The 20,735-nt window shown below is 71.6% G+C and carries 26 protein-coding genes; 4 read left to right on the plus strand and 22 right to left on the minus strand.

The annotated features are described in order from the left end of the window. The 8 genes from F9C41_RS29315 to F9C41_RS29350 form a co-directional block, all read right to left on the minus strand. Positions 1 to 265: DivIVA domain-containing protein (locus F9C41_RS29315; protein ID WP_155390061.1), on the minus strand; the 265-nt coding region annotated here is incomplete at its 3' end. A gap of 28 nt (positions 266 to 293) precedes the next feature. Further along, a complete protein-coding gene (gene rlmN, locus F9C41_RS29320; RefSeq protein WP_155390062.1) occupies positions 294 to 1,421 on the minus strand; it encodes a dual-specificity RNA methyltransferase RlmN in 1,128 nt (375 codons plus the stop codon). A 108-nt stretch (positions 1,422 to 1,529) separates the two neighbouring features. Next, on the minus strand, positions 1,530 to 2,630 hold the full coding sequence (locus tag F9C41_RS29325; RefSeq protein WP_196280006.1) for a phosphatidate cytidylyltransferase: 1,101 nt from the start codon (positions 2,628 to 2,630) through the stop codon (positions 1,530 to 1,532). After that, positions 2,630 to 3,187 (minus strand): ribosome recycling factor, encoded by a 558-nt coding sequence (gene frr / locus F9C41_RS29330; RefSeq protein WP_120318523.1) that lies wholly within the window; start codon positions 3,185 to 3,187, stop codon positions 2,630 to 2,632. The genes F9C41_RS29325 and frr overlap by 1 nt, the downstream gene beginning before the upstream one ends. A 331-nt stretch (positions 3,188 to 3,518) precedes the next feature. Further along, positions 3,519 to 4,238, minus strand: a complete 720-nt coding sequence (gene pyrH, locus F9C41_RS29335; RefSeq protein WP_155390063.1) for a UMP kinase — start codon at positions 4,236 to 4,238, stop codon at positions 3,519 to 3,521. Positions 4,239 to 4,346: 108 nt separating this feature from the next. Continuing rightward, positions 4,347 to 5,174, minus strand: a complete 828-nt coding sequence (gene tsf / locus F9C41_RS29340; protein WP_155390064.1) for a translation elongation factor Ts — start codon at positions 5,172 to 5,174, stop codon at positions 4,347 to 4,349. 78 nt (positions 5,175 to 5,252) lie between these two features. Further along, positions 5,253 to 6,134 carry a 30S ribosomal protein S2 gene (rpsB, locus tag F9C41_RS29345; RefSeq protein ID WP_155390065.1) on the minus strand — a complete coding sequence of 294 codons (882 nt, stop codon included), beginning with the start codon at positions 6,132 to 6,134 and terminating at the stop codon, positions 5,253 to 5,255. Positions 6,135 to 6,389: 255 nt separating this feature from the next. Then, entirely contained in the window at positions 6,390 to 7,244 is an 855-nt protein-coding gene (locus F9C41_RS29350) for a hypothetical protein (RefSeq protein ID WP_155390066.1), read from the minus strand. Between the two features lie 161 nt (positions 7,245 to 7,405). Here F9C41_RS29350 and F9C41_RS29355 point away from each other — a divergent pair, with 161 nt between their 5' ends. From F9C41_RS29355 to F9C41_RS29370, 4 genes are read left to right on the plus strand one after another with little or no spacing between them, the layout of a single operon-like run. After that, positions 7,406 to 7,765: a YraN family protein gene (locus tag F9C41_RS29355; protein ID WP_155390067.1), complete on the plus strand. Its 360-nt coding sequence runs from the start codon at positions 7,406 to 7,408 to the stop codon at positions 7,763 to 7,765. A 30-nt stretch (positions 7,766 to 7,795) separates the two neighbouring features. Next, entirely contained in the window at positions 7,796 to 9,316 is a 1,521-nt protein-coding gene (locus F9C41_RS29360) for a YifB family Mg chelatase-like AAA ATPase (protein WP_155390068.1), read from the plus strand. Beyond that, positions 9,313 to 10,518, plus strand: a complete 1,206-nt coding sequence (dprA, locus tag F9C41_RS29365) for a DNA-processing protein DprA (RefSeq protein ID WP_230690112.1) — start codon at positions 9,313 to 9,315, stop codon at positions 10,516 to 10,518. The genes F9C41_RS29360 and dprA overlap by 4 nt, the downstream gene beginning before the upstream one ends. An 11-nt stretch (positions 10,519 to 10,529) precedes the next feature. Further along, on the plus strand, positions 10,530 to 11,699 hold the full coding sequence (locus tag F9C41_RS29370) for an aminotransferase class V-fold PLP-dependent enzyme (protein ID WP_155390069.1): 1,170 nt from the start codon (positions 10,530 to 10,532) through the stop codon (positions 11,697 to 11,699). Positions 11,700 to 11,787: 88 nt separating this feature from the next. Here the strand turns inward: F9C41_RS29370 and F9C41_RS29375 are convergent, their stop codons facing one another. The 14 genes from F9C41_RS29375 to F9C41_RS29440 all read right to left on the minus strand — a co-directional run bounded on the left by F9C41_RS29375 (position 11,788) and on the right by F9C41_RS29440 (position 20,641). Beyond that, positions 11,788 to 12,348: a murein hydrolase activator EnvC family protein gene (locus tag F9C41_RS29375; protein WP_230690113.1), complete on the minus strand. Its 561-nt coding sequence runs from the start codon at positions 12,346 to 12,348 to the stop codon at positions 11,788 to 11,790. 119 nt (positions 12,349 to 12,467) lie between these two features. Then, on the minus strand, positions 12,468 to 12,785 hold the full coding sequence (locus F9C41_RS29380) for a DUF2469 domain-containing protein (protein WP_020523399.1): 318 nt from the start codon (positions 12,783 to 12,785) through the stop codon (positions 12,468 to 12,470). Between the two features lie 66 nt (positions 12,786 to 12,851). Continuing rightward, positions 12,852 to 13,556: a ribonuclease HII gene (locus F9C41_RS29385; protein ID WP_155390071.1), complete on the minus strand. Its 705-nt coding sequence runs from the start codon at positions 13,554 to 13,556 to the stop codon at positions 12,852 to 12,854. Continuing rightward, complete coding sequence (locus tag F9C41_RS29390; RefSeq protein WP_155390072.1) at positions 13,550 to 14,014, minus strand: NUDIX hydrolase; 465 nt, start codon at positions 14,012 to 14,014, stop codon at positions 13,550 to 13,552. The genes F9C41_RS29385 and F9C41_RS29390 overlap by 7 nt, the downstream gene beginning before the upstream one ends. Before the next feature lie 53 nt (positions 14,015 to 14,067). Then, entirely contained in the window at positions 14,068 to 14,709 is a 642-nt protein-coding gene (gene lepB, locus F9C41_RS29395; RefSeq protein WP_155390073.1) for a signal peptidase I, read from the minus strand. A gap of 54 nt (positions 14,710 to 14,763) precedes the next feature. After that, positions 14,764 to 15,399, minus strand: coding sequence for a signal peptidase I (gene lepB, locus F9C41_RS29400; protein ID WP_155390074.1), 636 nt, complete (start codon positions 15,397 to 15,399; stop codon positions 14,764 to 14,766). A gap of 35 nt (positions 15,400 to 15,434) precedes the next feature. After that, positions 15,435 to 16,319: a signal peptidase I gene (gene lepB / locus F9C41_RS29405; RefSeq protein WP_230690114.1), complete on the minus strand. Its 885-nt coding sequence runs from the start codon at positions 16,317 to 16,319 to the stop codon at positions 15,435 to 15,437. A 174-nt stretch (positions 16,320 to 16,493) separates the two neighbouring features. After that, on the minus strand, positions 16,494 to 16,850 hold the full coding sequence (gene rplS / locus F9C41_RS29410; protein WP_120318509.1) for a 50S ribosomal protein L19: 357 nt from the start codon (positions 16,848 to 16,850) through the stop codon (positions 16,494 to 16,496). A gap of 160 nt (positions 16,851 to 17,010) precedes the next feature. Next, positions 17,011 to 17,781 carry a tRNA (guanosine(37)-N1)-methyltransferase TrmD gene (gene trmD / locus F9C41_RS29415; protein ID WP_155390075.1) on the minus strand — a complete coding sequence of 257 codons (771 nt, stop codon included), beginning with the start codon at positions 17,779 to 17,781 and terminating at the stop codon, positions 17,011 to 17,013. Positions 17,782 to 17,792: 11 nt separating this feature from the next. Further along, positions 17,793 to 18,311 carry a ribosome maturation factor RimM gene (gene rimM, locus F9C41_RS29420; RefSeq protein ID WP_155390076.1) on the minus strand — a complete coding sequence of 173 codons (519 nt, stop codon included), beginning with the start codon at positions 18,309 to 18,311 and terminating at the stop codon, positions 17,793 to 17,795. An 18-nt stretch (positions 18,312 to 18,329) separates the two neighbouring features. Next, complete coding sequence (locus F9C41_RS29425; protein ID WP_155390077.1) at positions 18,330 to 18,593, minus strand: RNA-binding protein; 264 nt, start codon at positions 18,591 to 18,593, stop codon at positions 18,330 to 18,332. Further along, positions 18,565 to 19,035: a 30S ribosomal protein S16 gene (gene rpsP, locus F9C41_RS29430; protein ID WP_155390078.1), complete on the minus strand. Its 471-nt coding sequence runs from the start codon at positions 19,033 to 19,035 to the stop codon at positions 18,565 to 18,567. Before rpsP ends, F9C41_RS29425 begins: the two co-directional genes overlap by 29 nt. Positions 19,036 to 19,156: 121 nt before the next feature. Then, on the minus strand, positions 19,157 to 19,825 hold the full coding sequence (locus F9C41_RS29435; RefSeq protein WP_155390079.1) for a DUF402 domain-containing protein: 669 nt from the start codon (positions 19,823 to 19,825) through the stop codon (positions 19,157 to 19,159). Between the two features lie 165 nt (positions 19,826 to 19,990). Then, a complete protein-coding gene (locus F9C41_RS29440; protein WP_155390080.1) occupies positions 19,991 to 20,641 on the minus strand; it encodes a ribonuclease FAU-1 family protein in 651 nt (216 codons plus the stop codon). Between the last annotated feature and the right edge of the window lie 94 nt (positions 20,642 to 20,735).

The following is a 20,735-nucleotide window of genomic DNA, read 5'->3' on the forward strand; positions in this document are numbered from 1 at the left end:
CGCCGCGACCAGGGGCGGCCGGACGCTCCTCCAACTCGGCGAGCTGGCGCTCGACCCGGTCGAGGTGCAGGTCGACCTGCCATTCGTCGTATCCGCCGAAGCGCACCCGGAACACGACGTCCCGGACCTCCTGCGACCTCATCTCGGGACCGACCGGGGCGCCGTTGAGCGTCGCCTCCACCCGGTCGAGGAACGTGTCCACCTCGTCGACCTTGTAACCGCGACGGACCGCCCGGCGGCGGAACCGCTGACCATGCGAGCTCACGCCGGAACCTCAATCCTCTTCATGCCGCTCATGCCTCAACCTCGCTCGCAGCCAACTGTCCACATGCGCCGTCAATCTCGCGTCCCCGGGTGTCACGCACCGTAGTGGCCACTCCGGCCGCACGCAACCTCCGGACGAACTCCCGCTCCACCGGCTTGGGACTGGCGTCCCACTTGCTGCCCGGCGTGGGGTTGAGCGGGATGAGATTGACGTGCGCCAGCCGCCCCGCAAGCAGGCGACCCAGCAGGTCAGCCCGCCACGGCTGGTCGTTCACGTCCCTGATCATGGCGTACTCGATGCTGACCCGGCGACCGGTGCGGGCGGCATACGCCCACGCGGCGTCGAGCACTTCGGCGACCTTCCACCGTTGGTTCACCGGCACGAGTTCGTCGCGAAGGTCATCATCGGGCGCGTGCAGCGAGAGCGCAAGAGTCACGGAGAGGTCTTCCTCCGCGAGCTTGCGCATCGCGGGGACCAGACCCACCGTGGAGACCGTGACGTGCCGCTGGGACAGCCCCAGGCCCTCCGGCGCGGGGCTGGTCAGGCGGCGCACCGCGGCGATGACCCGGTTGTAGTTGGCCAGCGGCTCGCCCATGCCCATGAAGACCACGTTGCTCAACCGGCGGGCCTCGCCGCCCATCACGCCCGACTGCGCGACCCCGGCGAGGTAGACCACCTGGTCGACGATCTCGGCGGTGGACAGGTTGCGGGTCAGCCCCGCCTGGCCGGTGGCGCAGAACGGGCACGCCATGCCGCAGCCGGCCTGGCTGGAGATGCAGACGGTGACCCGGTCGCCATACCCCATCAGCACGCTCTCGACCAGCGCGCCGTCGTGCAGCCGCCACAGCGCCTTGCGCGTCTCGCCGTCGTCGCAGGCCAGCTCGCGGACCGGGGTGAGCAGCTTGGGCAGCAGTTGCTCGGTGAGGCGCTCGCGCGCGGCGGCCGGGATGTCGGTCATGCCGGCCGGGTCGCGCTCCAGCCGCCCGAAGTAGTGCGTCGACAGCTGGGTGGCACGGAAGGCCTGCTCACCGAGGTCGGACACGGCGCTGCGCCGACCCGCGAGATCCAGGTCGGCGAGGTGGCGCGGAGGCATGGAGGAGCGGCGCGCGGTCGCGCCGTCACCATCGGTAACGGAAATCAACGGAAGGCTCGTCATGACTGGTCCAGTGTCCCACGTCCGCACGAGGGCGACAGCCCTCGATGGTGCCAACAGTGCTGCTCGGGGTCGTGCCACGCCTGCCTGCGCCGCGCGCTGTGTCTCACCTCACGCCGACGGGGCGAGCACGGACAGCAACAGGTAGGCCGTCGGCACGGCGAACACGATCGAGTCGAGTCGATCCATGATGCCGCCGTGGCCGGGCAGGATGTTGCTCATGTCCTTGATGCCGAGGTCCCGCTTCAGCAGCGACTCGGCAAGGTCGCCGAGCACCGCCGCGACGGAGACCACCACGCCGAACAGCACGCCCTTCCAGGGCGCCACGTCCAGCAGTGCCCACAGGATCGCCGCGCTGCCCGCCCCGGTCGCGAGGATCGAGCCGGCGAAGCCCTCCCAGGACTTCTTCGGGCTGATCGTGGGAGCCATCGGATGCCTGCCGAACAGCACACCGGCCACGAACCCGCCGGTGTCGGAGAGCACCACCGCGGCCAGGGTCGCCAGGATCCGCCACTGCCCGTCCTCGGGCGTGGTCAGCGGAGCCGCGAAGCCGAGCAGGAACGGGACGTACACCATCGTCAGCGCCGCCGCGCCCATGTCCCGCTGGTAGCCGGCCGGGCCGTCGCCCATCCGCCACACCATGGTCGCCAGCACGGTGATCAGCAGGCCGATGCTGAGCGCGTCGACGCCGGAGAACCAGGCCAGACACATCATCGCCACGCCGCCGCCGAGCAACGGGATCAGCGGCGGACGCGCCCCGGAGGTGCGCAGCGCGCGCGTCATCTCCCAGATGCCCAGCCCGGCCGCGGCCACCAGGATGACCAGGAACAGCGGCTTGAAGAAGAACAGCGGGGTCAGGATGACCAGCAGGAGGCCGACCGCGACCAGGATGGAGACGGGCACGTTGCGGCCCGCACGGCCGTAGTCCTTGGCGGCCGCGGCCCGCTCACCTTCGCCACCGTCGTCGGCGTCGCCGCCGGGCGTCCCGGCCCGGTCGTGTCCGCCGGTCCCGTCGTCGCCCGGGTCGCCGTGGCCGGCCGCGGCACCGTGCTCGGCGGGTGCGGAGGCCTCCTCGCGGCGGCGACGGCCGCCCCGAGACTCCTCGCCGGGCCGGTCGGAGGGGTCGGTATACGCGTCGGGCGCGGCATCGTAGGGCTGCCGCGCCCGGGAAGCGCCGGACCGGCGAGGGTCCGTGTCGTATGGCTCGCTCATCAGACTTCGAGCAGCTCGACTTCCTTGTGCTTGATGAGCTCGTCGATCTGCGCCACGTACTTGGCGGTCAGGTCGTCGAGCTCCTTCTCCGCCCGGCGTCCGTCGTCCTCGCCCGCCTCGCCGTCCTTGACGATGCGGTCGAGCTCCTCCTTGCCCTTGCGGCGCACGTTGCGTACGGCGACCTTGGCGTCCTCGCCCTTGCTCCGCGCGACCTTGGTCATGTCGCGGCGGCGCTCCTCGGTCATCGGCGGCACGAGGATGCGCAGCTGGGTGCCCTCGTTGCCCGGGTTGACCCCCAGGTCCGAGTCGCGGATGGCGCGCTCCATGGCGCCCAGCTGGGACGTGTCGTACGGCTTGATGATCACCATGCGCGGCTCGGGCACCCCGATCGACGCCATCTGCGGCAGCGGGGTGGGCGTGCCGTAGTAGTCGATAACGATCTTGGAGAACATCGCCGCGCTGGCACGGCCGGTGCGGATCGCCGCGAGCTCCTCCTTCGCGTGCTCGACCGCCCGGTCCATCTTCTCCTCTGCTTCGAGGAGGGTGTCGTCGATCACGGGCTTCTCCGTCTCTGATCGTGTGCCGCGTCCGACCGGTGGCGGCGCGGCAGCCTGTGGGCCCCGTTCCGCGGCGACCTGGTCGCCGGGCACTGACTCCGTGCTGTGCTCTGTCTTCGATCATCCGCCTGACGGCGGCGTGATGCTCGCATCACGTCCGAGCCCGCGTGAACGTGTCCGCACCCAGCGCACCCGTGCCACGCCCGGAACCCGTCCGCCACGCGGCCATAGGGTACCGCCCGTCACGTCCGTCCCTGCGCGAGGCGTCCCACCCCACCCGTCCACCCCCGTCCCACCGCGCCGGCGCCCGGCGGAGGCGGGGCGGACAAGGTCAGGAGGCGGTGATCAGGGTGCCGATCTTGTCGCCGCTGACGGCGCGGACGATGGTGTCGTCGCCCTCGGCGCCGAAAACCAGCATCGGCATGCCGTTGTCGGCGCAGAGGCTGAACGCGGCGGCGTCGGCCACCCGGATGTTCTGCCGCAGCACCTCGCTGAACGTGATCTGGTCGATCCGGACCGCGTCGGGGTTGGTGCGCGGGTCGGCGGTGTACACCGCGTCCACGCCGTTCTTGCTCATCAGCACCACGTCTGCGTGGATCTCCAACGCGCGCTGGGCTGACACGGTGTCGGTGGTGAAGTACGGCATGCCGGCACCGCCACCGAAGATCACCACGCGGCCCTTCTCCAGGTGCCGGATGGCACGCAGCGGGATGTACTGCTCGGCGACCTGGGCCATCGTGATGGCGGTCTGCACGCGCGTCTCGATGCCCTCCTTCTCCAGGAAGTCCTGCAGCGCCAGGCAGTTCATCACGGTGCCCAACATGCCCATGTAGTCGGCGCGGGACCGGTCCATGCCGCGCTTCTGCAGCTCGGCACCGCGGAAGAAGTTGCCTCCGCCGACGACCACGGCGACCTGCACGCCGCGGCGCACCACGGTGGCGATCTGGCGGGCGACCCCGGCCACGACGTCCGGATCGACGCCTACCTCACCACCGCCGAAGACCTCGCCGGAGAGCTTCAGCACGACCCGGTTGAACTGGTGTCCGGACATCAGCGACCTTTCGTCTCACCGTCGGCGACCCCGCGGACGGTAGGGAAAAGGGAGGCCGTTGGCTGCCACCAGCGACCTCCCTCCTTAGTGCGTTCCGCTCGGGGCGGCTCAGGCCTGTCCGACCTCGAACCGCGCGAAGCGGGTGACCTCGATGCCGGCCTCGGCCAGCACCTGCTTCACCGTCTTCTTCTGGTCGGTGACCGACGGCTGCTCGATCAGGACGAAGTCCTTGAAGAACGAGTTCACCCGGCCCTCGATGATCTTCGGCAGGGCCGCCTCGGGCTTGCCCTCCTCGCGAGCGGTCTGCTCGGCGATGCGGCGCTCGGACTCGACGACCTCGGCCGGCACCTCGTCACGGGTGACGTACTTCGGCCGCATGGCCGCGATCTGCATCGCGACCGAGCGGGCGTCGTCCGCACCGGCCTCGTCGGACTTGCCGCTGTACTGGACCGCGACACCCACCTGCGGGGGCAGGTCGGCGCTCTTGCGGTGCATGTACACCGCGACCGCGCCCTCCAGCACCGCGAAGCGGCCGATGACCAGCTTCTCGCCGATCTTGGCGGACTGGTCCTGCATCAGGTCGGCGACGGTGCCGTCACCGATCTTCGAGGCGAGCAGCGCCTCCACGTCGGCCGGCTTGGTCTCGGCGACGTGGGCGACCAGCTGCTCCGCCAGCGCGATGAACGCGTCGTTCTTGGCGACGAAGTCGGTCTCGCAGTTGAGCTCCAGCAGCGCGGTGCCCTTGTGGGCGACCAGACCGTTGGCGGTGGAGCGGCCGGCACGCTTGCCGACGTCCTTGGCGCCCTTGACGCGCAGGATCTCCACGGCCTTGTCGAAGTCGCCCTCGGACTCCTCGAGCGCCTTCTTGCAGTCCATCATGCCGGAGCCGGTCAGCTCACGGAGCCGCTTGACGTCTGCAGCGGAAATAGTGGACATCAGTTCCCTCTTTGGTAGAAGACTTCGCAAGTCGTACCACACGGTGCGGGTTTGTCACCCGCACCGTGTGACAGCGGGTCACTCAGCGGCAGCGGCGGGCGCGGCGGGCGCGGTCTCGGCCGGAGCGGCCTCGGCGGCCGGGGCCTCGACGGCCGGAGCCTCGGCGGTCGGCTTGTCCCCGGCCAGCAGCTCCTGCTCCCACTCGGCCATCGGCTCGTCGGCCGCGACGGTGCCGGGCTCCGGCTTCACGTCGCCGCCACGCGCGGCCTTGCCCGAGCGGGCGATCAGACCGTCGGCCACCGCGGTCGCGATGACCTTGGTCAGCAGCTCGGCCGAGCGGATCGCGTCGTCGTTGCCCGGGATCGGGAAGTCGACCTCGTCCGGGTCGCAGTTCGTGTCCAGGATCGCGATCACCGGGATGCCCAGCTTGCGGGCCTCGTCGACGGCGATGTGCTCCTTCTTGGTGTCCACGATCCAGACCGCCGACGGGAGCTTGGTCATGTCCCGCAGACCACCGAGGGTCTTGGTGAGCTTGGTCTTCTCCCGCGACAGCTGCAGGGTCTCCTTCTTGGTGTACCCCGCGGCGGTGCCGGTCAGGTCGATCGACTCCAGCTCCTTCATCCGCTGCAGCCGCTTGTACACCGTCTGGAAGTTGGTGAGCATGCCGCCCAGCCAGCGGTGGTTGACGTAGGGCATGCCCACGCGCGCGGCCTGCTCGGCCACGGCCTCCTGGGCCTGCTTCTTCGTGCCGACGAACAGCACGGTGCCGCCCTCGGCGACGGTGTTGCGGACGAACGCGTACGCCTTCTCGATGTACTCGAGGGTCTGGCGCAGGTCGATGATGTAGATGCCGTTGCGCTCGGTGAAGATGAAGCGCTTCATCTTCGGGTTCCAGCGACGGGTCTGGTGCCCGAAGTGAACGCCGCTCTCGAGCAACTGGCGCATGCTGACTACAGCCATGTGTAGGCCTATCTCTCGGCACGGGCTCAGGCCCGTGCTTTTCCCTGGTTGAACCGGCAGCCGGCGGCTGCCGCCTGGCGCCCGGTCGTCGGCCATGGTGGAACCCCGCGAACGGGGACCAGGGAGGCCGCCGCCCTGCCTGTCAAAGGCGGGAGGGCGCGCGAAGTCGACCACGTGAAGTGGTCGCGATACCCAAGTGTACGCGGTGCCCCGGGTCACCCTCGCCCGGGACACCGCCAACGCCGGGGCGCCCGCTCAGGAGGCGGTCGCCGCGGCCAGCATCAGTGCCGCACCCACCAGCAGGTATGCCAGCGGGGTGCGCAGCCAGACCCGCGGACCCTGGAACTGCACCGCGGTGGCGGCACCCGTGGTCAGCGCGTACAGGCCGAGGGCGAGGAACGGGAAGGCCGTCATCGCCAGCAGCGGGGCCAGTGCCAGGCCCGCCTCGGTCTTGAACAGGCCCGCCAGCAGCGGACGCACCATCAGCAGCTCACCGAGCCCGGCCAGCGCCCAGAAGGCCACCAGCAGCGCCGGGCGCTTGCTGCGGTACAGCCCGTCGGACTCGGCCACCGAGCGGCGCACCGCGGCCGCGTCGACCGTCGAGGTCGGCTGCTGGATCGGATCCGGGTGGCCCATCGGCGGACCGGCGAGCGCGGGCGGTGACACCGGTCCGCGCTCGCGCGGGCTACGCGGGGCGAAGTCGATGTCCGGCATCGGCTCGGCCTGGCGCGGGCCACGGGGGGCGAAGTCGGCGTCCGGCGGGGGCAGCGGCGCGCCGGACCGGGACCCGCGCGGGGCGAAGTCCTGGTCGGCCGGCGGCATCGGCTGCCCGGAGCGCTGGCCGCGGGGCACGAAGTCCGGGTCCGGCGGGGCCTGGTAGCGGTCGCCGCCTCGGTCCCACTCGCGGTCGTCGCGGCCGCCGCCGGGCCCGGGTCCGGCGCTCAGGTCGGCGAGCGAGGAGTATCGGCTGTCGCCGGAGCGAGGTGCCGGCACCCGGGATTCGCCGTCGAAGTCGTATGCGTACTGGTCCGGTGCGCGCCGGTCGTCCCGGCCGCCGCGCTGCTCGCGAAAGGGGCTCGGCCAGTCGGCGAAGTCGTCATGTCCGTCCACGGCCGCAAACCGTAGAGCAGATTTCATCTTCGCGCCAACGAGCGGCCGCCCTAACAGATCAACCGCATGATCAGGCGCATATCCACAAGTGACCCACCGTCCACAGCCGACGCCCCTGCGTCGTGGCGATCCGGGCCGTGCACGGTGTTCGCTCAGCCCTCATGACGAAGGTGACACAGGCCCTCGGCGCCTGGGGAGAACGCCTGGCAGCAGCACATCTGCTGGCCGCGGGCATGGTGCTGCTCGACCGGAACTGGCGGGGCGCCGCCGGGGAGATCGACATCGTGGCACGCGACGGTGACACGTTGGTCTTCTGCGAGGTGAAGACCCGCCGCGGTGCGACGTACGGCACACCCGCCGAGGCGGTGGCCCGGGCCAAGGTCCGGCGGCTGCGGCAGCTGGCCGCGCAGTGGCTGGCCGTCAGCGGGATACGCCCCGCCGAGGTGCGTTTCGACGTGATCAGCGTCCACGCGCCGCGCGACGCCGACCCCGTCGTCGAGCACCTCCGTGGCGCGTTCTGACATGCGCGGGCAGAACGGGGCGACCCGCCGATGAGCTACGCGATGGTGCTGTGCGCCGCGCTGGAAGGGGTCACCGGGCAGCTCGTGCGGGTCGAGGCCGACCTGGCTCCGGGCCTGCCGGTGGTGGTGCTGAGCGGGCTGCCCGACACGGCGCTCAACGAGGCCCGCGAGCGGGTGCGCGCGGCGATCACCAACTCCGGGGAGCGCTGGCCGCAGCAGCGCATCTCCATCAACCTCGATCCTGCCGACCTGCGCAAACGAGGTTCGGCGTTCGACCTGCCCATCGCGCTTTCGATCCTCGGGGGCACCGGCACGCTGCCGCTGGCCGGGCTCGACGACGTGCTGGTGCTGGGCGAGCTGGGCCTGGACGGCTCGGTGCGCCCGGTGCGCGGGGTGCTGCCGATGGTCGCCGCGGCCGCCGGGCAGGGGGTCGCCAAGGCGATCGTGCCGGTCGGCAACGCCGCCGAGGCGGCGCTCGTGCCGGGGATGCGAGTGCTGGCCGCAGACACCCTGGGCCGGGTCATCGGCTTCCTGCGCGGCCGGTGCGCCCTGCTCGAACCGCCGGAGGCGCCGGCTCGCACGGTCGGGCCGGAGGCTGACCTGGCCGACGTCGCGGGCCAGGAGCTGGGGCGGCTGGGGGTGGAGCTGGCCGCCGCGGGCGGGCACCACCTGGCACTGTTCGGGCCGCCCGGCGCGGGCAAGACCATGCTGGCGCAGCGGCTGCCTTCCCTGCTCCCCCAGCTGGACGACGAGGCCTCGCTGGAGGTCACCGCCCTGCACTCGATCGCGGGGATGCTCGCGCCGGGCGAGCCGCTGCTGCGCAGGCCGCCCTACCAGGCACCGCACCACACCGCTTCGGTGGCGGCGCTGGTGGGCGGCGGCAGCGGGCTGGCCCGGCCCGGCGCCCTGTCGCTGGCGCACCGGGGTGTGCTGTTCCTCGACGAGGCGCCCGAGTTCACCCGGCATGCGCTGGACACGCTGCGCCAGCCGTTGGAGGGCGGGGTCGTCACGCTGGGCCGCTCGCGCGGCGTGGTGGTGTATCCGGCGCAGGTGCAGCTGGTGCTCGCGGCCAACCCCTGCCCGTGTGCCCGCCCGTCCGGCGACGCCGGGTGCGCCTGCACACCGCAGGTGAAGCGACGCTACCTGGGCCGCATCTCCGGGCCGCTGCTGGACCGCATCGACATCCGGCTGACGCTGCTGCCGCTGAAGGCGGCCCATCTGTTCACCGACGCGTCCGTGCGCGAGTCCTCTCAGGTGGTGGCGCAACGGGTGGCGGCGGCGCGGGACACGGCCGCCGCGCGCTGGGCCGGGCTGGGCGCGCGCTGCAACGGCGAGGTGCCCGGCACGGTGCTGCGCCAGCGCCGCTGGCGGCTGCCCGACGACGTCACCGAGGGGCTGCGCCGGCGGCTGGACACCGGCGAGATGTCCGCTCGCGGCCACGACCGGGTGCTGCGGATGGCCTGGACCCTCAGCGACCTGGCGGGCCTGGACCGGCCCGGCAAAGAAGAGATCAACATCGCCCTGAACCTGCGCAGCGGAGGCACACCGTGAACATCCTCGACGAACCCGCCGGCTCCGCCGACGAGCAGGCGGTCCGCAACGCCCGCATCGTGCTGGGCACCCTGGTCGAACCCGGCAGCCGCCGCCTGTACGAGCTGGTCGCCGCCCACGGCCCGGTCGAGGCGCTGGACCGGCTCGCCTCGGGCCGCGAGAGCGGGCAGCTCGCCGAGGCTGCCGCGCTGCGCCTGCACGGACGGCCGCCCGCGGAGTTCGCCGCCCGGCTGTGGGAACGGTCCGACCGCCTGGGCGTACGCGTGCTGACGCCCGAGTCGGGCGAGTGGCCCGCACGGCTGGCCGATCTGCGGCAGATCAGCGTCGACGGGCCGCACACGATCGACCGGGACACCTACCCGCCGCAGTGTGTGTGGCTGCGCGGCCCGCACCGGCTCGACGACGCGGTCGAGCGGTCCGTGTCCATGGTCGGCGCGCGGGCGAACACCGACTACGGGGCGTACGCGGCGACCGAGCTGGGCTACGGGCTGGGCGAGCGGGGCTGGACCGTGGTGTCCGGTGGCGCGTACGGCATCGACGCGGTCGCGCACCGGGCCGCGCTGGCCGCGGGCGGCGTGACCGTCGCGGTGCTGGCCTGCGGCGTGGACCGGCCGTATCCCCTGAGCAACAACGCCCTGTTCGACCAGATCGCCGAGGAGGGCCTGCTGATCAGCGAGTGGCCGCCGGGCACCGCCCCGTTCAAGGTGCGCTTCCTGGTGCGCAACCGGGTCATCGCCGCGCTGTCGCGGGGCACCGTGCTGGTCGAGGCGGCCGCACGCAGCGGGGCCCGGCAGACCCTGCGCCGGGCCCGGCAGCTGCGCCGCGCCGCGATGGCGGTGCCCGGCCCGATCACCTCGGAGATGTCGGTGGGCTGCCACGAGGAGCTGCGCCGCGAGCCGCACGAGCCGGTGCGGCCGGTCGCCACGGTGGCCCAGGTGCTGGAGGAGGTGGGCGGCATCGGCGAGCTGGCCCCGGTGCCGCGCGGCGCGGACCGCCCGCTGGACGCGCTGGACCCGGTGGAACGGCAGCTGGTGGACGCGGTGCCGCGGCGGGGCGGGGCGTACCCCGAGCAGATCGCCGCCGACGCCGGGGTGTCCCTGCGCGCCGCGCTCGCGATCCTGCCGTCCCTGGCGCTGCGCGGGCACCTGCGCGAGCACGGCGGCGGGTTCGCCAGGCCCGTGCCGACCGGCCGGAAGCCCTAGACTCCGGGTACATGACCGGTGTTCCCCCCGCCCCGCTGGACGGCGCCCGCGAGCTGTTCGCGCTCGACCCGGCCGTCGCTCATCTCAACCACGGCTCGTTCGGCGCGGTCCCGGTGCCGGTGCGCGAGGCCCGGCAACGGCTGATCGACGAGCACGACGCGAATCCCACCCGGTTCGTCACCGCGAGTCTGTGGGAGCGGGTGGGGCGGGCGCGCGACGCCGCGGCGGCGTTCTGCGGGGCGGATCCGGCCGGCAGCGCGTTCGTCGCCAACGCCACCACGGGCACTTCGCTGGTGCTGGCGGCGGTCGCAGCGGGTGAGGGTGACGAGATCGTGGTCACCGACCATGGCTACCACGCCGTCGAGCTGGCCGTGGACGACCAGCGCCGGCGGCGCGGCGTACGCGTGGTGACGGCGCCGGTGGAGCTGGGCGCGCCCGAGGCGGACACGGTGGCCGCGGTGCTGGACCGGGTCGGCCCGCGCACCCGTCTGGTGATCGTCGACCAGGTGTCCTCGGCGACCGCGCAGCGCCACCCCGTGCACGCGATCGCCGGCGCGCTGCGTGAGCGGGGCGTGCCGCTGCTGGTCGACGGCGCGCACGCGCCCGGCATGCTGGACCGCCCGGTGGCCGGGCTGGTGGCCGACTTCTGGGTGGGCAACCTGCACAAGTGGGCGTTCGCCCCGCCGGGGGCCGCGCTGCTGCAGGTCGCCCCGGACTGGCGGGACCGGATGGTGCCGCTGGTGGTGTCGCACTCCCAGCCGGACGGCTTCCCGCTGTTCCTGGAGCAGCAGGGCACCGTCGACCACAGCCCCTGGCTGGCCGTGCCCGCCGGGCTCGACGTGTTCGACCGGTACGGCTTCGCGGCGATCCAGCGGCACAACATCGCGCTCGCCGCGTACGGCCAGCGGGTCCTCGGGCAGGCGCTGGGCCTGGACCCGGACACGCTGCCCGACCCGGGCCCGGAGGTGCCCATGCGGCTGCTCCCGCTGCCCGCGGGCGCGGTTCGCGACCTCGCCGACACGGCCGCGCTGCGCACCCGGATCAGCGTCGAGCTCGGGGTCGAGCCCAACGTGATGTGGTGGCGCGACTGTGCCTTCATCCGCATCAGCGCCCAGATCTACAACAGCGCCGCCGACTACGAGCGGCTCGCCGCCGGGCTGCCAGGCCTGCTGCGCGGTTGACCGGCTGGGCGGTCGGTCCGCAGGATGATCGCTGTTTGCGGTCGGAACACGGGGTTCGAGCGCAGGTTCAGACCGCAAACGGCGATCTTCATCGAGTTGAGCTGCCGCCGGGCAGCAGGCGCACCCGGCCGAGACCGAGCACGGCCAGCGGGTCGAGGTAGACCGTGCCACGCCGCAGCCCCCAGTGCAGGCAGGCGGTCCCTGCGCAGCCGGGGTGCCCCGCGGTCAGGGTGCCCAGCGGTATGCCCGCGGTGACGGTGTCACCGGCCTTGACCAGCGGTGTGACGGGTTCGTAGGTGGTGCGCAGACCGCCCGGATGGTCGACGCTGACGACGCCGCGCCCGGCGAGCATCCCCGCGTAGACGACCGTCCCGCTGCCCGCGGCCAGCACCGGCGATTCCGGTGCCGCTGCCAGGTCGACGCCGCGGTGGCCCGGCAGCCAGGGCTGCGGAGGCGGATCGAAGCCACGGACCAGGCGGGGCGAGCCCGCGAGCGGCCACCGCCACACGTTCGGAGCCGGCAGTTCGGCCGCCGGACCGGCGGAACGCGACGGTGGGACATGTCCCGCCGTGATGGCGTGCGCGCCCGAGACAGGCGGGGATACGCCGATGATCAGTAGAAGCGCCGCAGTCGGCGCGATGGTCCTCACGGCGGCAGCGTGCCCGGCGGCGGGGCCTGCTCGCGAGGGGCGGCCGGGCGTGCCTGTGGACAACCGGGCGGTTGGGGACAACCGCCCGATCACGTGCCCGGTGTGCTAGGACCGGACGTTCAAAACCCGCCCTCGGTGGGCAGCGAGATGTCGGGCTTCTCCAGCTCCTCGACGTTGACGTCCTTGAAGGTCATTACCCGGACATTCTTCACGAACCGGGCGGGACGGTACATGTCCCAGACCCAGGCGTCGTGCATCTCGACCTCGAAGTAGACCTCGCCGTCGGAGTTGCGCACGTGCAGGTCCACCTGGTTGGCCAGGTAGAACCGTCGCTCAGTCTCCACCACGTAGGAGAATTGGCGCACGATGTCGCGATACTCCCGGTAGAGCTGCAGCTCCATGTCGGTCTCGTACTTCTCGAGATCCTCTGCGCTCATCGTTCGCCCTCCTGCGGCCCACATCCTGCCGATGAACCGTACCGCGCCGCGCCCAGCGGCGCGCGTTTAGCCACGGAGGCCGGTCGCCGCCGCCAGCTCGGCCACCCCGCTTCGCCCGTCGCGACCCCGCTCCGCGCGTGCCACGTTCTGGTAGGAGCGGCGGTGCACCGGGCTCGGCCCGTGCTCCTCCAGCGCCGCCTGGTGTTCCGCGGTGCTGTACCCCTTGTGCAGCGCGAAGCCGTACTGCGGGTACACCATATCGAGCTGTGTCATGATCCGGTCGCGCGACACCTTCGCCAGCACGCTGGCCGCCGCGACACAGGCCGCGACCTGGTCGCCCTTCCACACCGCGAGGTTCGGCACGCCGAGCCCGTCCACCGGGAAGCCGTCGGTCAGCACGTACGACGGGCGGGCCGACAGCGCGGCCAGCGCGCGCCGCATCGCCGCCACGTTGCACACGTGCAGCCCGCGCGCGTCGATCTCGTCGGGACCGACGACCACCACCGCGTACGCCAGCGCGGTCGCCTGCACCACGTCGAAGAACCGGTCACGGGTGGCCGGGGTGAGCAGCTTCGAATCGGTCAGGCCCTCGATCTCGGCCCGCTTGGCGTCGGGCAGCACCACCGCCGCGGCCACCAGCGGCCCCGCACAGGCCCCACGACCCGCCTCGTCGGCTCCGGCCACCACCGCGAACCCGCGCCGCTGCAGCGCGCGCTCCAGGGCGTACACGCCGCCGTCCACGCGCAGCACGGGGCGCGACGGGCTCAGCACGGGCCGACCCCCGCGCCGTCCAGCACCGTGACGAGATCGGCCGGATAGAGCAGTTCACCGGTCTCGCGCAGCTCCGGCACGCTCCACCAGTGGTGGGCGTGCACCCACTGCCGCTCGACCTCGTCGAAGCCGCTGGTGTCGACGTGCCACTCGGGCACCCGTACCAGATAGAAGTCCTGCTCCTGGCGGTAGGCGACGCCGTCGAACGAGAACAGCGCGACCTCGGAGTGCACTGCGGCACCCAGCTCGGCCGCGGGCACGGCCAGGCCGGTCTCCTCGTACAGCTCACGGGCGGCCGCCTGCGCGGTCGTCTCGCCGTCGTCGAGGCCGCCGCCGGGGGTGAACCAGTAGTACACGTCCGGGTGAGTCGGGTCGCTGCCACGGAACAGCAGCACCCGTTCCGCCGCGTCCACCAACAGCACCCGTCCGGCCCGCCTCGACCGGCGCTCTGCCTGCATGTGATGCAGCCTAATTCGTGCGACCCGCCCGGCACACGCCGGGCGCGGGGGCCTCACTTGCCGGGCGACGGGTCCGGCACGGCGTCGAAGGTCTCCGGCACGGTCAGCCAGGTGGCCCGGTCGAACGGCCAGAACAGCACGAAGGCCCGCCCGACGAGCGCGTCCAGCGGGATCGTCGCCTGCATGATGTCCTGGTTGTGGCCGTTGTAGTTGGCCAGCGAGTCCGCGGAGGCCTCGCGGTGGTCGCCCATCACCCACACCCGGCCCGCGGGCACCGTGATGTCGAACGGCGCCGGAGCCGCCTTGTTGCCCGGGAAGACGTACGGCTCGTCCAGCGGCTGCCCGTTGACGGTGATCCGGCCCTGCGCGTCGCAGCAGACCACGTGGTCACCGGGCTGGCCGATGATCCGCTTGATGAAGTCCTCCTGCTCGGTGGAGCTGCGCCAGCTCTCCGGGGCCTCGAAGACGACGATCTCGCCGCGCGCCGGCTCGCCGAACTCGAAGGCGAGCTTGTTCACCAGCACCCGGTTGTCGATGAGCAGCGTCTGCTCCATCGAGCCGGTGGGGATCCAGAAGGTCTGCACCACGAACTGCCGCACCAGCAGGGCGACGACGAGGGCCACCACCAGCAGGACCGGCAGTTCTTTCCAGAAGGATCCCCGGCCGGCACGCGGCTTCTTCTCGTCGTCGATCATGCGCCGGAGCCTACGCGGCACGCGCGCGTCCGGTGACCCCACCTCTACCCTGTGTCAGCCTCCGGACGTCGGCTCCGGCACACCCGCGAACGTGTCGGGGACCGTGAGCCAGGTGGTCCTGCTGAACGGCCAGAACAGCACGAAGGCCCGGCCGATCACGGAGTCCAGCGGAATCGTGGCCTCCTCGATGTTCTGGCCGTGGTTGTTGTAGTTGGCCAGCGAGTCGCCCGAGGCCTCGCGATGGTCGCCCATCACCCACAGCCGGCCCTCGGGGATGGTGACGTCGAAATCCTCGGGCGCCATCTTGTTGCCCGGGTAGACGTACGGCTCGTCGAGCGGGTGGCCGTTGACCTGGATGCGTCCCTGCGGGTCGCAGCACACGACGCGGTCGCCGGGCACGCCGATCACCCGCTTGATGTAATCCTCGTGCTCGGGGGTGTTACGCCAGCTTTCGGGTGACACGAACACGATGATCTCGCCACGCTCGGGCGTGCGGAAGTCGTAGACGAGCTTGTTGACGAGCACCCGGTCGTCGAGGTCCAGAGTGTGCTCCATCGACCCGGAGGGGATGAAGAACGTCTGCACCACGAACTGCCGCACCAGGAATGCCACGATGATGGCCACACCCAGCAGGATCGGCAGCTCACGCCAGAACGACCCTTTGCTGCTTTTGGTCTGCTCGTCAATCACGCACGGAGCCTACGCGGCGAAACTGGAAACGACGATCACCCGTGCTGTGTTGCCCTGTCGCGTGTAAGCCTGCGGCGCACCACGACCGCCCCGAGCAGCAGCGGCAGGGCCACCGACACCGACGCGCCGGAGTCCGGCGCGGCGGCGCCCGCAGCCGAATTCGTGTCCGGCACCTTGTCGAAGACCTCCTGGTGGGCCACCGATCCCCAGCGGCTCAACGGCAGCGCGACGACCATCGCCTTGCCGATGACGTCGTCGATCGGCACCTGTCCCTGACAGCGCGAATCCTGCGACACCAGGCGGTGGTCGCCCATCACGAACAGCATGCCGGGCTCGACGATGACCTCGTCGAAGTCACGCGAGTTGCAGGTCTTGTCGCCCGCCTCGCCGCGCGGGGAGTTGCGGATCACGTACGGCTCGTCGATGGGAACACCGTTGACGTAGATCCGACCCTCGACGTCGCAGCAGGACACCCGGTCGCCGGGCAGGCCGATGACGCGCTTGATGAAGTCCTTCTCGCCGGGCTGGCTGATGCCGACCAGGTCGCCCACGGTCCGGCCGAGCTTGGAGAAGAAGCCCGCGTCCGGGTCCGCGCCGTTCTCCGGGGCCCAGTTGTCGGGTCCCTTGAAGACGATGACCTCGCCGCGGGTGGGGTCGCGGAACTCGTAGACCACCTTGTTGACCAGCACCCGGTCGCCGACCAGCAGGGTGTCCTCCATCGAGCCGGAGGGGATGTAGAACGCCTGCATCAGGAAGGTGCGGATGAGGACCGCCAGGCAGAACGCCACCACCAGCAGCAGCGGGAGCTCCTGCCACAGCGGCATGCCCTTGCGGCCGCGGCGGCGGCGGCGGCGCTTCTTCCACTGCTCGCCCGTGAACCCGTCGTCGTGGGATGCCCTGTTGGTGGGGAGGAGTGCCACAACTGCCGCCGCTCGTGAAGTTCGCCACTTGATGTCGGCCGCAAGCCTAGAAGAACGGAGAACTTTTCGGGAGTCCCGTTCAGTCAGTGATACGAGCTTTAACAGACCGGTGGGTACACGAAACGGGCGGCGACCCCCGAAGGTGTCACCGCCCGTTCCGGCGTAAGCGTGGTCTCAGGCGACCTTGGCCTCGCGCAGCTCCTTGATCTTCGCCTTCTTGCCGCGAAGGTCGCGCAGGTAGTAGAGCTTGGCGCGGCGCACGGCACCACGGGTCACGACCTCGACCCGGTCGATGGCGGGCCCGTGGAGCGGGTAGGTGCGCTCGACACCCACGCCGAAGCTCAGCTTGCGGACCGTGAAGGTCTCGCGCAGGCCCGAGCCCTGGCGGCGGATGACGACGCCCTGGAAGACCTGCACACGGGAACGGTTGCCCTCGACGACCCGGGCGTGCACCTTGACGGTGTCACCGCCCCGGAACATCGGGAGGTCGGTCCGCAGGGAGGCGGCGTCAAGTGCGTCCAGCGTGTTCATCGCTGCATCCTTGAATCTCAGCGCATCGGCTGCCGATACGCGTGTGGGCGATACTGACCCAGGCGGGCGCCGCACGGGGCGGGGTGGGCTTGAGTCCTCGTCGTCGCGCACGGCGTGCCCGACAGACGGCAGACGTCACCGTCCGCGGACGGCAACCCCTCTACTCTGCCACATCGACCGGGTGGGCCGGAAATCCAGCCCCGTCGAGTAGAGCGAGGTCACGCTTGTCCAGCGCGGCCCGGTCCAGCGCGGCCAGCAGGTCCGGGCGGCGGGCGGCGGTGCGCAGCAGCGCCTGGTCGCGCCGCCAGCGGGCGATCTTTCCGTGGTCGCCGGAGCGCAGGATGTCGGGCACGTCATGCCCGCGCCACGACTGCGGCTTGGTGTAGACCGGCGTCTCCAGCAGGCCGTGCGCGTGCGACTCGTCGGCCAGCGAGTCGGCGTTGCCGAGCACCCCGGGGATCAGCCGGGTGATCGCCTCCAGCATCACCAGCACCGCGACCTCGCCGCCGAACAGCACGTAGTCGCCCAGCGACACCTCGCTGACCGGCATGCGCTCCGCGGCATGGTCCAGCACCCGCTGGTCGATGCCCTCGTAGCGGCCGCACGCGAAGACCAGGTGCGGCTCGGCGGCCAGCGCGTACGCGGTGGACTGGGTGAACGGGGCGCCGGCCGGCGACGGCACCACCAGCCGCGCCGGCGTGCCCTGCGGCACGAGCTCGTCGAGGGCCTGGCCCCACGGCTCCGGCCGCATCACCATGCCCGGCCCCCCGCCGTACGGGGTGTCGTCCACGGTGCGGTGCACGTCGTGCGTCCAGCCGCGCAGATCGTGCAGGTGCAGGTCGAGGACCCCGGTGGTGCGCGCCTTGCCGATGAGCGAGAGCTCCAGCGGGGCGAAGTACTCCGGGAAGATGGTGACGACGTCGACGCGCAAACCCTGCCCCGTCACAGGTCGAACAGCCCGCCGGGCGGGTCGACGACGATCCGGCCGCCGGGCACGTCCACCTCGGGCACGATCGTGCTCACGAACGGGATGAGGCCGGTGCGGCCGTCGGGCATGCGTACCACCAGCAGGTCCGACGCGGGCGCGTGGTCGATGCGGACCACCTTGCCCAGCGGCTCGCCGCCGACGGTGAACACGTCGAGGCCTACCAGCTGGTGGTCGAGGAACTCGTCCGGGTCCTCCGGCGCGGGGACCTCGGCGGAGTCGACGTTGAGGACCGCGCTCTTGGCCAGCTCGGCCGTGTTGCGGTCGGTGATCTCCGCGAAGGTGACGATCAGCTCGCCCGAGTGCGGGCGCGCCTCCTCCACCGTGAGCTTGCCCGGCAGTCCCGCCACGGTGGGCTCGACGACCAGCGTCGAGCCCACCGCGAAGCGCAACGCGGGCTCGTCAGTGCGCGGATGCACCAGGACCTCGCCCCGGATGCCGTGCGCGCGCATGACATGTCCGACGATCAGAAGCATGGGAATGCTGATCCGCCGTCAGAACGCGTCGACGATGTCGACACGGATGCCCTTGCCGCCGACCGAGCCGACCACCTGGCGCAGGGCCCGCGCGGTGCGACCACCACGGCCGATGACCGTGCCGAGGTCCTCGGGATGAACCCGGACCTCCAGCCGCGGCCCGCGGCGGTTGTCGACCATACGCACCCGGACGTCGTCCGGGTGGTCCACGATGCCCTTGACGAGGTGCTCCAGCGCGGGCCGGAGCGCGGCGTCAGCTCTGCTGCTCGTCGCCGGCCGCAACAGTCTGCTCCTCAGCCTTGGCCTCGGCCACCGGCTCGACAGCCGCCGGCTTCTCCGCCTTCGCGGCCTTCTTGGCCGGGGCGGCCTTGGCGGGCTCGAGGCCCGCGGCAGCCTGCGCGGCGGCCTCGTAGGTCGCCTTGCGGTCGGCCTTCGGCGCGGCCATCAGCAGCGGCGGCGGGGCCGGCAGGCCCTTGAACTTCTGCCAGTCGCCGGTCTTGGAGAGGATGGCGATCACGGACTCGCTCGGCTGCGCGCCGACCGACAGCCAGTGCTGCACCCGGTCCGACTTGACCTCGATGACCGAAGGGTCTTCCTTCGGCTGGTAGATACCGACGTACTCGATCGCCTTGCCGTCGCGCTTGGTGCGCGAGTCGGCGATGACGATGCGGTACTGCGGGTTGCGGATCTTGCCCATCCGCAGAAGCCGGATACGAACGGCCACGGTTTTACACTCCTGTGGGTTTGAGGTGAGCGCCATCGCCCTGCGTGGGGTTGCCGGGCTCCGTTGCTCGAGACATCGCCGCGCCCCGGAAGTTAGAGGGCAGCCGGAAACGCACCGAATATCAGCTAGTCATTGTGCCAGACGGAACGGGCCGGATCGCACGCGGGCGGTCCCAACCCGCTGTGCGCCGCGGCACCGGCCAGGCGGGATCGGGACGGAAATCACACCAGGTCCCGTCGAACGGGAATCGCCCCGCCTCGGCGATCTCGATCAGCCGCGCCCCGTCGGCCCGGATCCGGGCGGCGCCCGCCTCATCCCAGTAGTCCGCATGACCGGTCTTGGCGGCGAGCTCGCCCTCGTCCTTCCAGCGCCAGCTCAGATCCGGCTCCACCAGCACGTCGAGGGCGTTGTCGGCGAAGTCGACGCCGCACACGTCCCCGTCACGCCAGCGGACGAAAGGGTCCTCCAGGTTGCCGTACCAGCTGCCGAACCGCCCGCCCGGGAAGAACCACCACACCGACCACGGCTCGCCAGGCCGCTGCCACATCAGCAGATCGTTGCCGGCCCACACCAGCGGGCGCAGGATCGCGTCCGGCCCCAGCTCGTCGAGGGTGCCGTCATGGTGGCTGCGGCCGTCCCCGGTCATGATCCGCCAGTACGTCGTGCCCGCCGGCAGCCACAGCAGCAGGCCCCGCTCGCCGTCCTCGACCACCGTGGTCGCCTGGAGGAACGTGATCCGCCCACCCCGCCAGCACCGCCGCAGCACGGTCTGCCCCGTCTCGAAGTACATGCGCCGCGACGCTACCGGCCTAGCGCAGCCCGCGCGGCCCCGCCTGGACGTCAGCCCCCGGTTCATGATCACCGTCTGGCGCCAAGACCGATGGCCTGACCTGACTTTTCGGCACGAGACAGCGATCACGGCCGCAACCCAGCGGTCACGGCCGCGGGACGGCGGTCACGGCCGAGCGCGGGGGCGGTCCCAGCCGGCCGGGACTTCGGCGGGCACCGTCCAGGCCGGGTCGGGCTGGAAGTCGCACCAGGTGCCGTCGAACGGGAAGGCGCCCGCCTCGATCAGCTTCACCACCCGCTCGCCCTCGGCCCGCACCGCCTCGCCGTCGGCCACCCAGTAGTGCTGCGGGTGCGCCAGGCGCTCGGCGAACTCCTCCTCGTCCTTCCAGCGCCAGGACAGGTCGGGCGCGACCACGATGTCGAGGTCCTGGTCCACGATGTCGACGCCGGCGACGGAACCGTCGTCCCAGCGCACCCCGGACTCCTCGAGGTTGACGTACCAGCGGGTGAACCGGCCGGCGTCGTCGCGGAAGAACCAGACCGAGTGGTCCTCGCCGCGCGGCAGCCACTTGAGCAGGCTCGGCCCCGACCAGGTGACGTCCCAGAGCTTCGTCTCCGTCTCGATCCACTCCGCGAACGGCATGGCCCGCAGCCCCCGCCGGTCGACCGCGAGCCGGTCCAGCATCGGCGCGCCGCGGGGCAGCCAGAGCAGCAGGCCCTGCTCGTCGTCGGCGGCGACCACCGCGGTCTTGAGCAGGCCGATCCGGTGGCCGTGGAAGTGGCGGTGCAGGATCACCCGTCCGGGTTCGAAACGCATGTGCCAACCCTAGCGAAGAACTTGATTGACCAAGTCGTACGACACTAGAGTCGACCGGACGCCACAGCACCACAGCACCACCCCCGGCCGCTAA

It is taken from the genome of Catellatospora paridis (genome assembly GCF_009720365.1).
Taxonomy (GTDB): Bacteria; Actinomycetota; Actinomycetes; order Mycobacteriales; family Micromonosporaceae; genus Catellatospora; species Catellatospora paridis.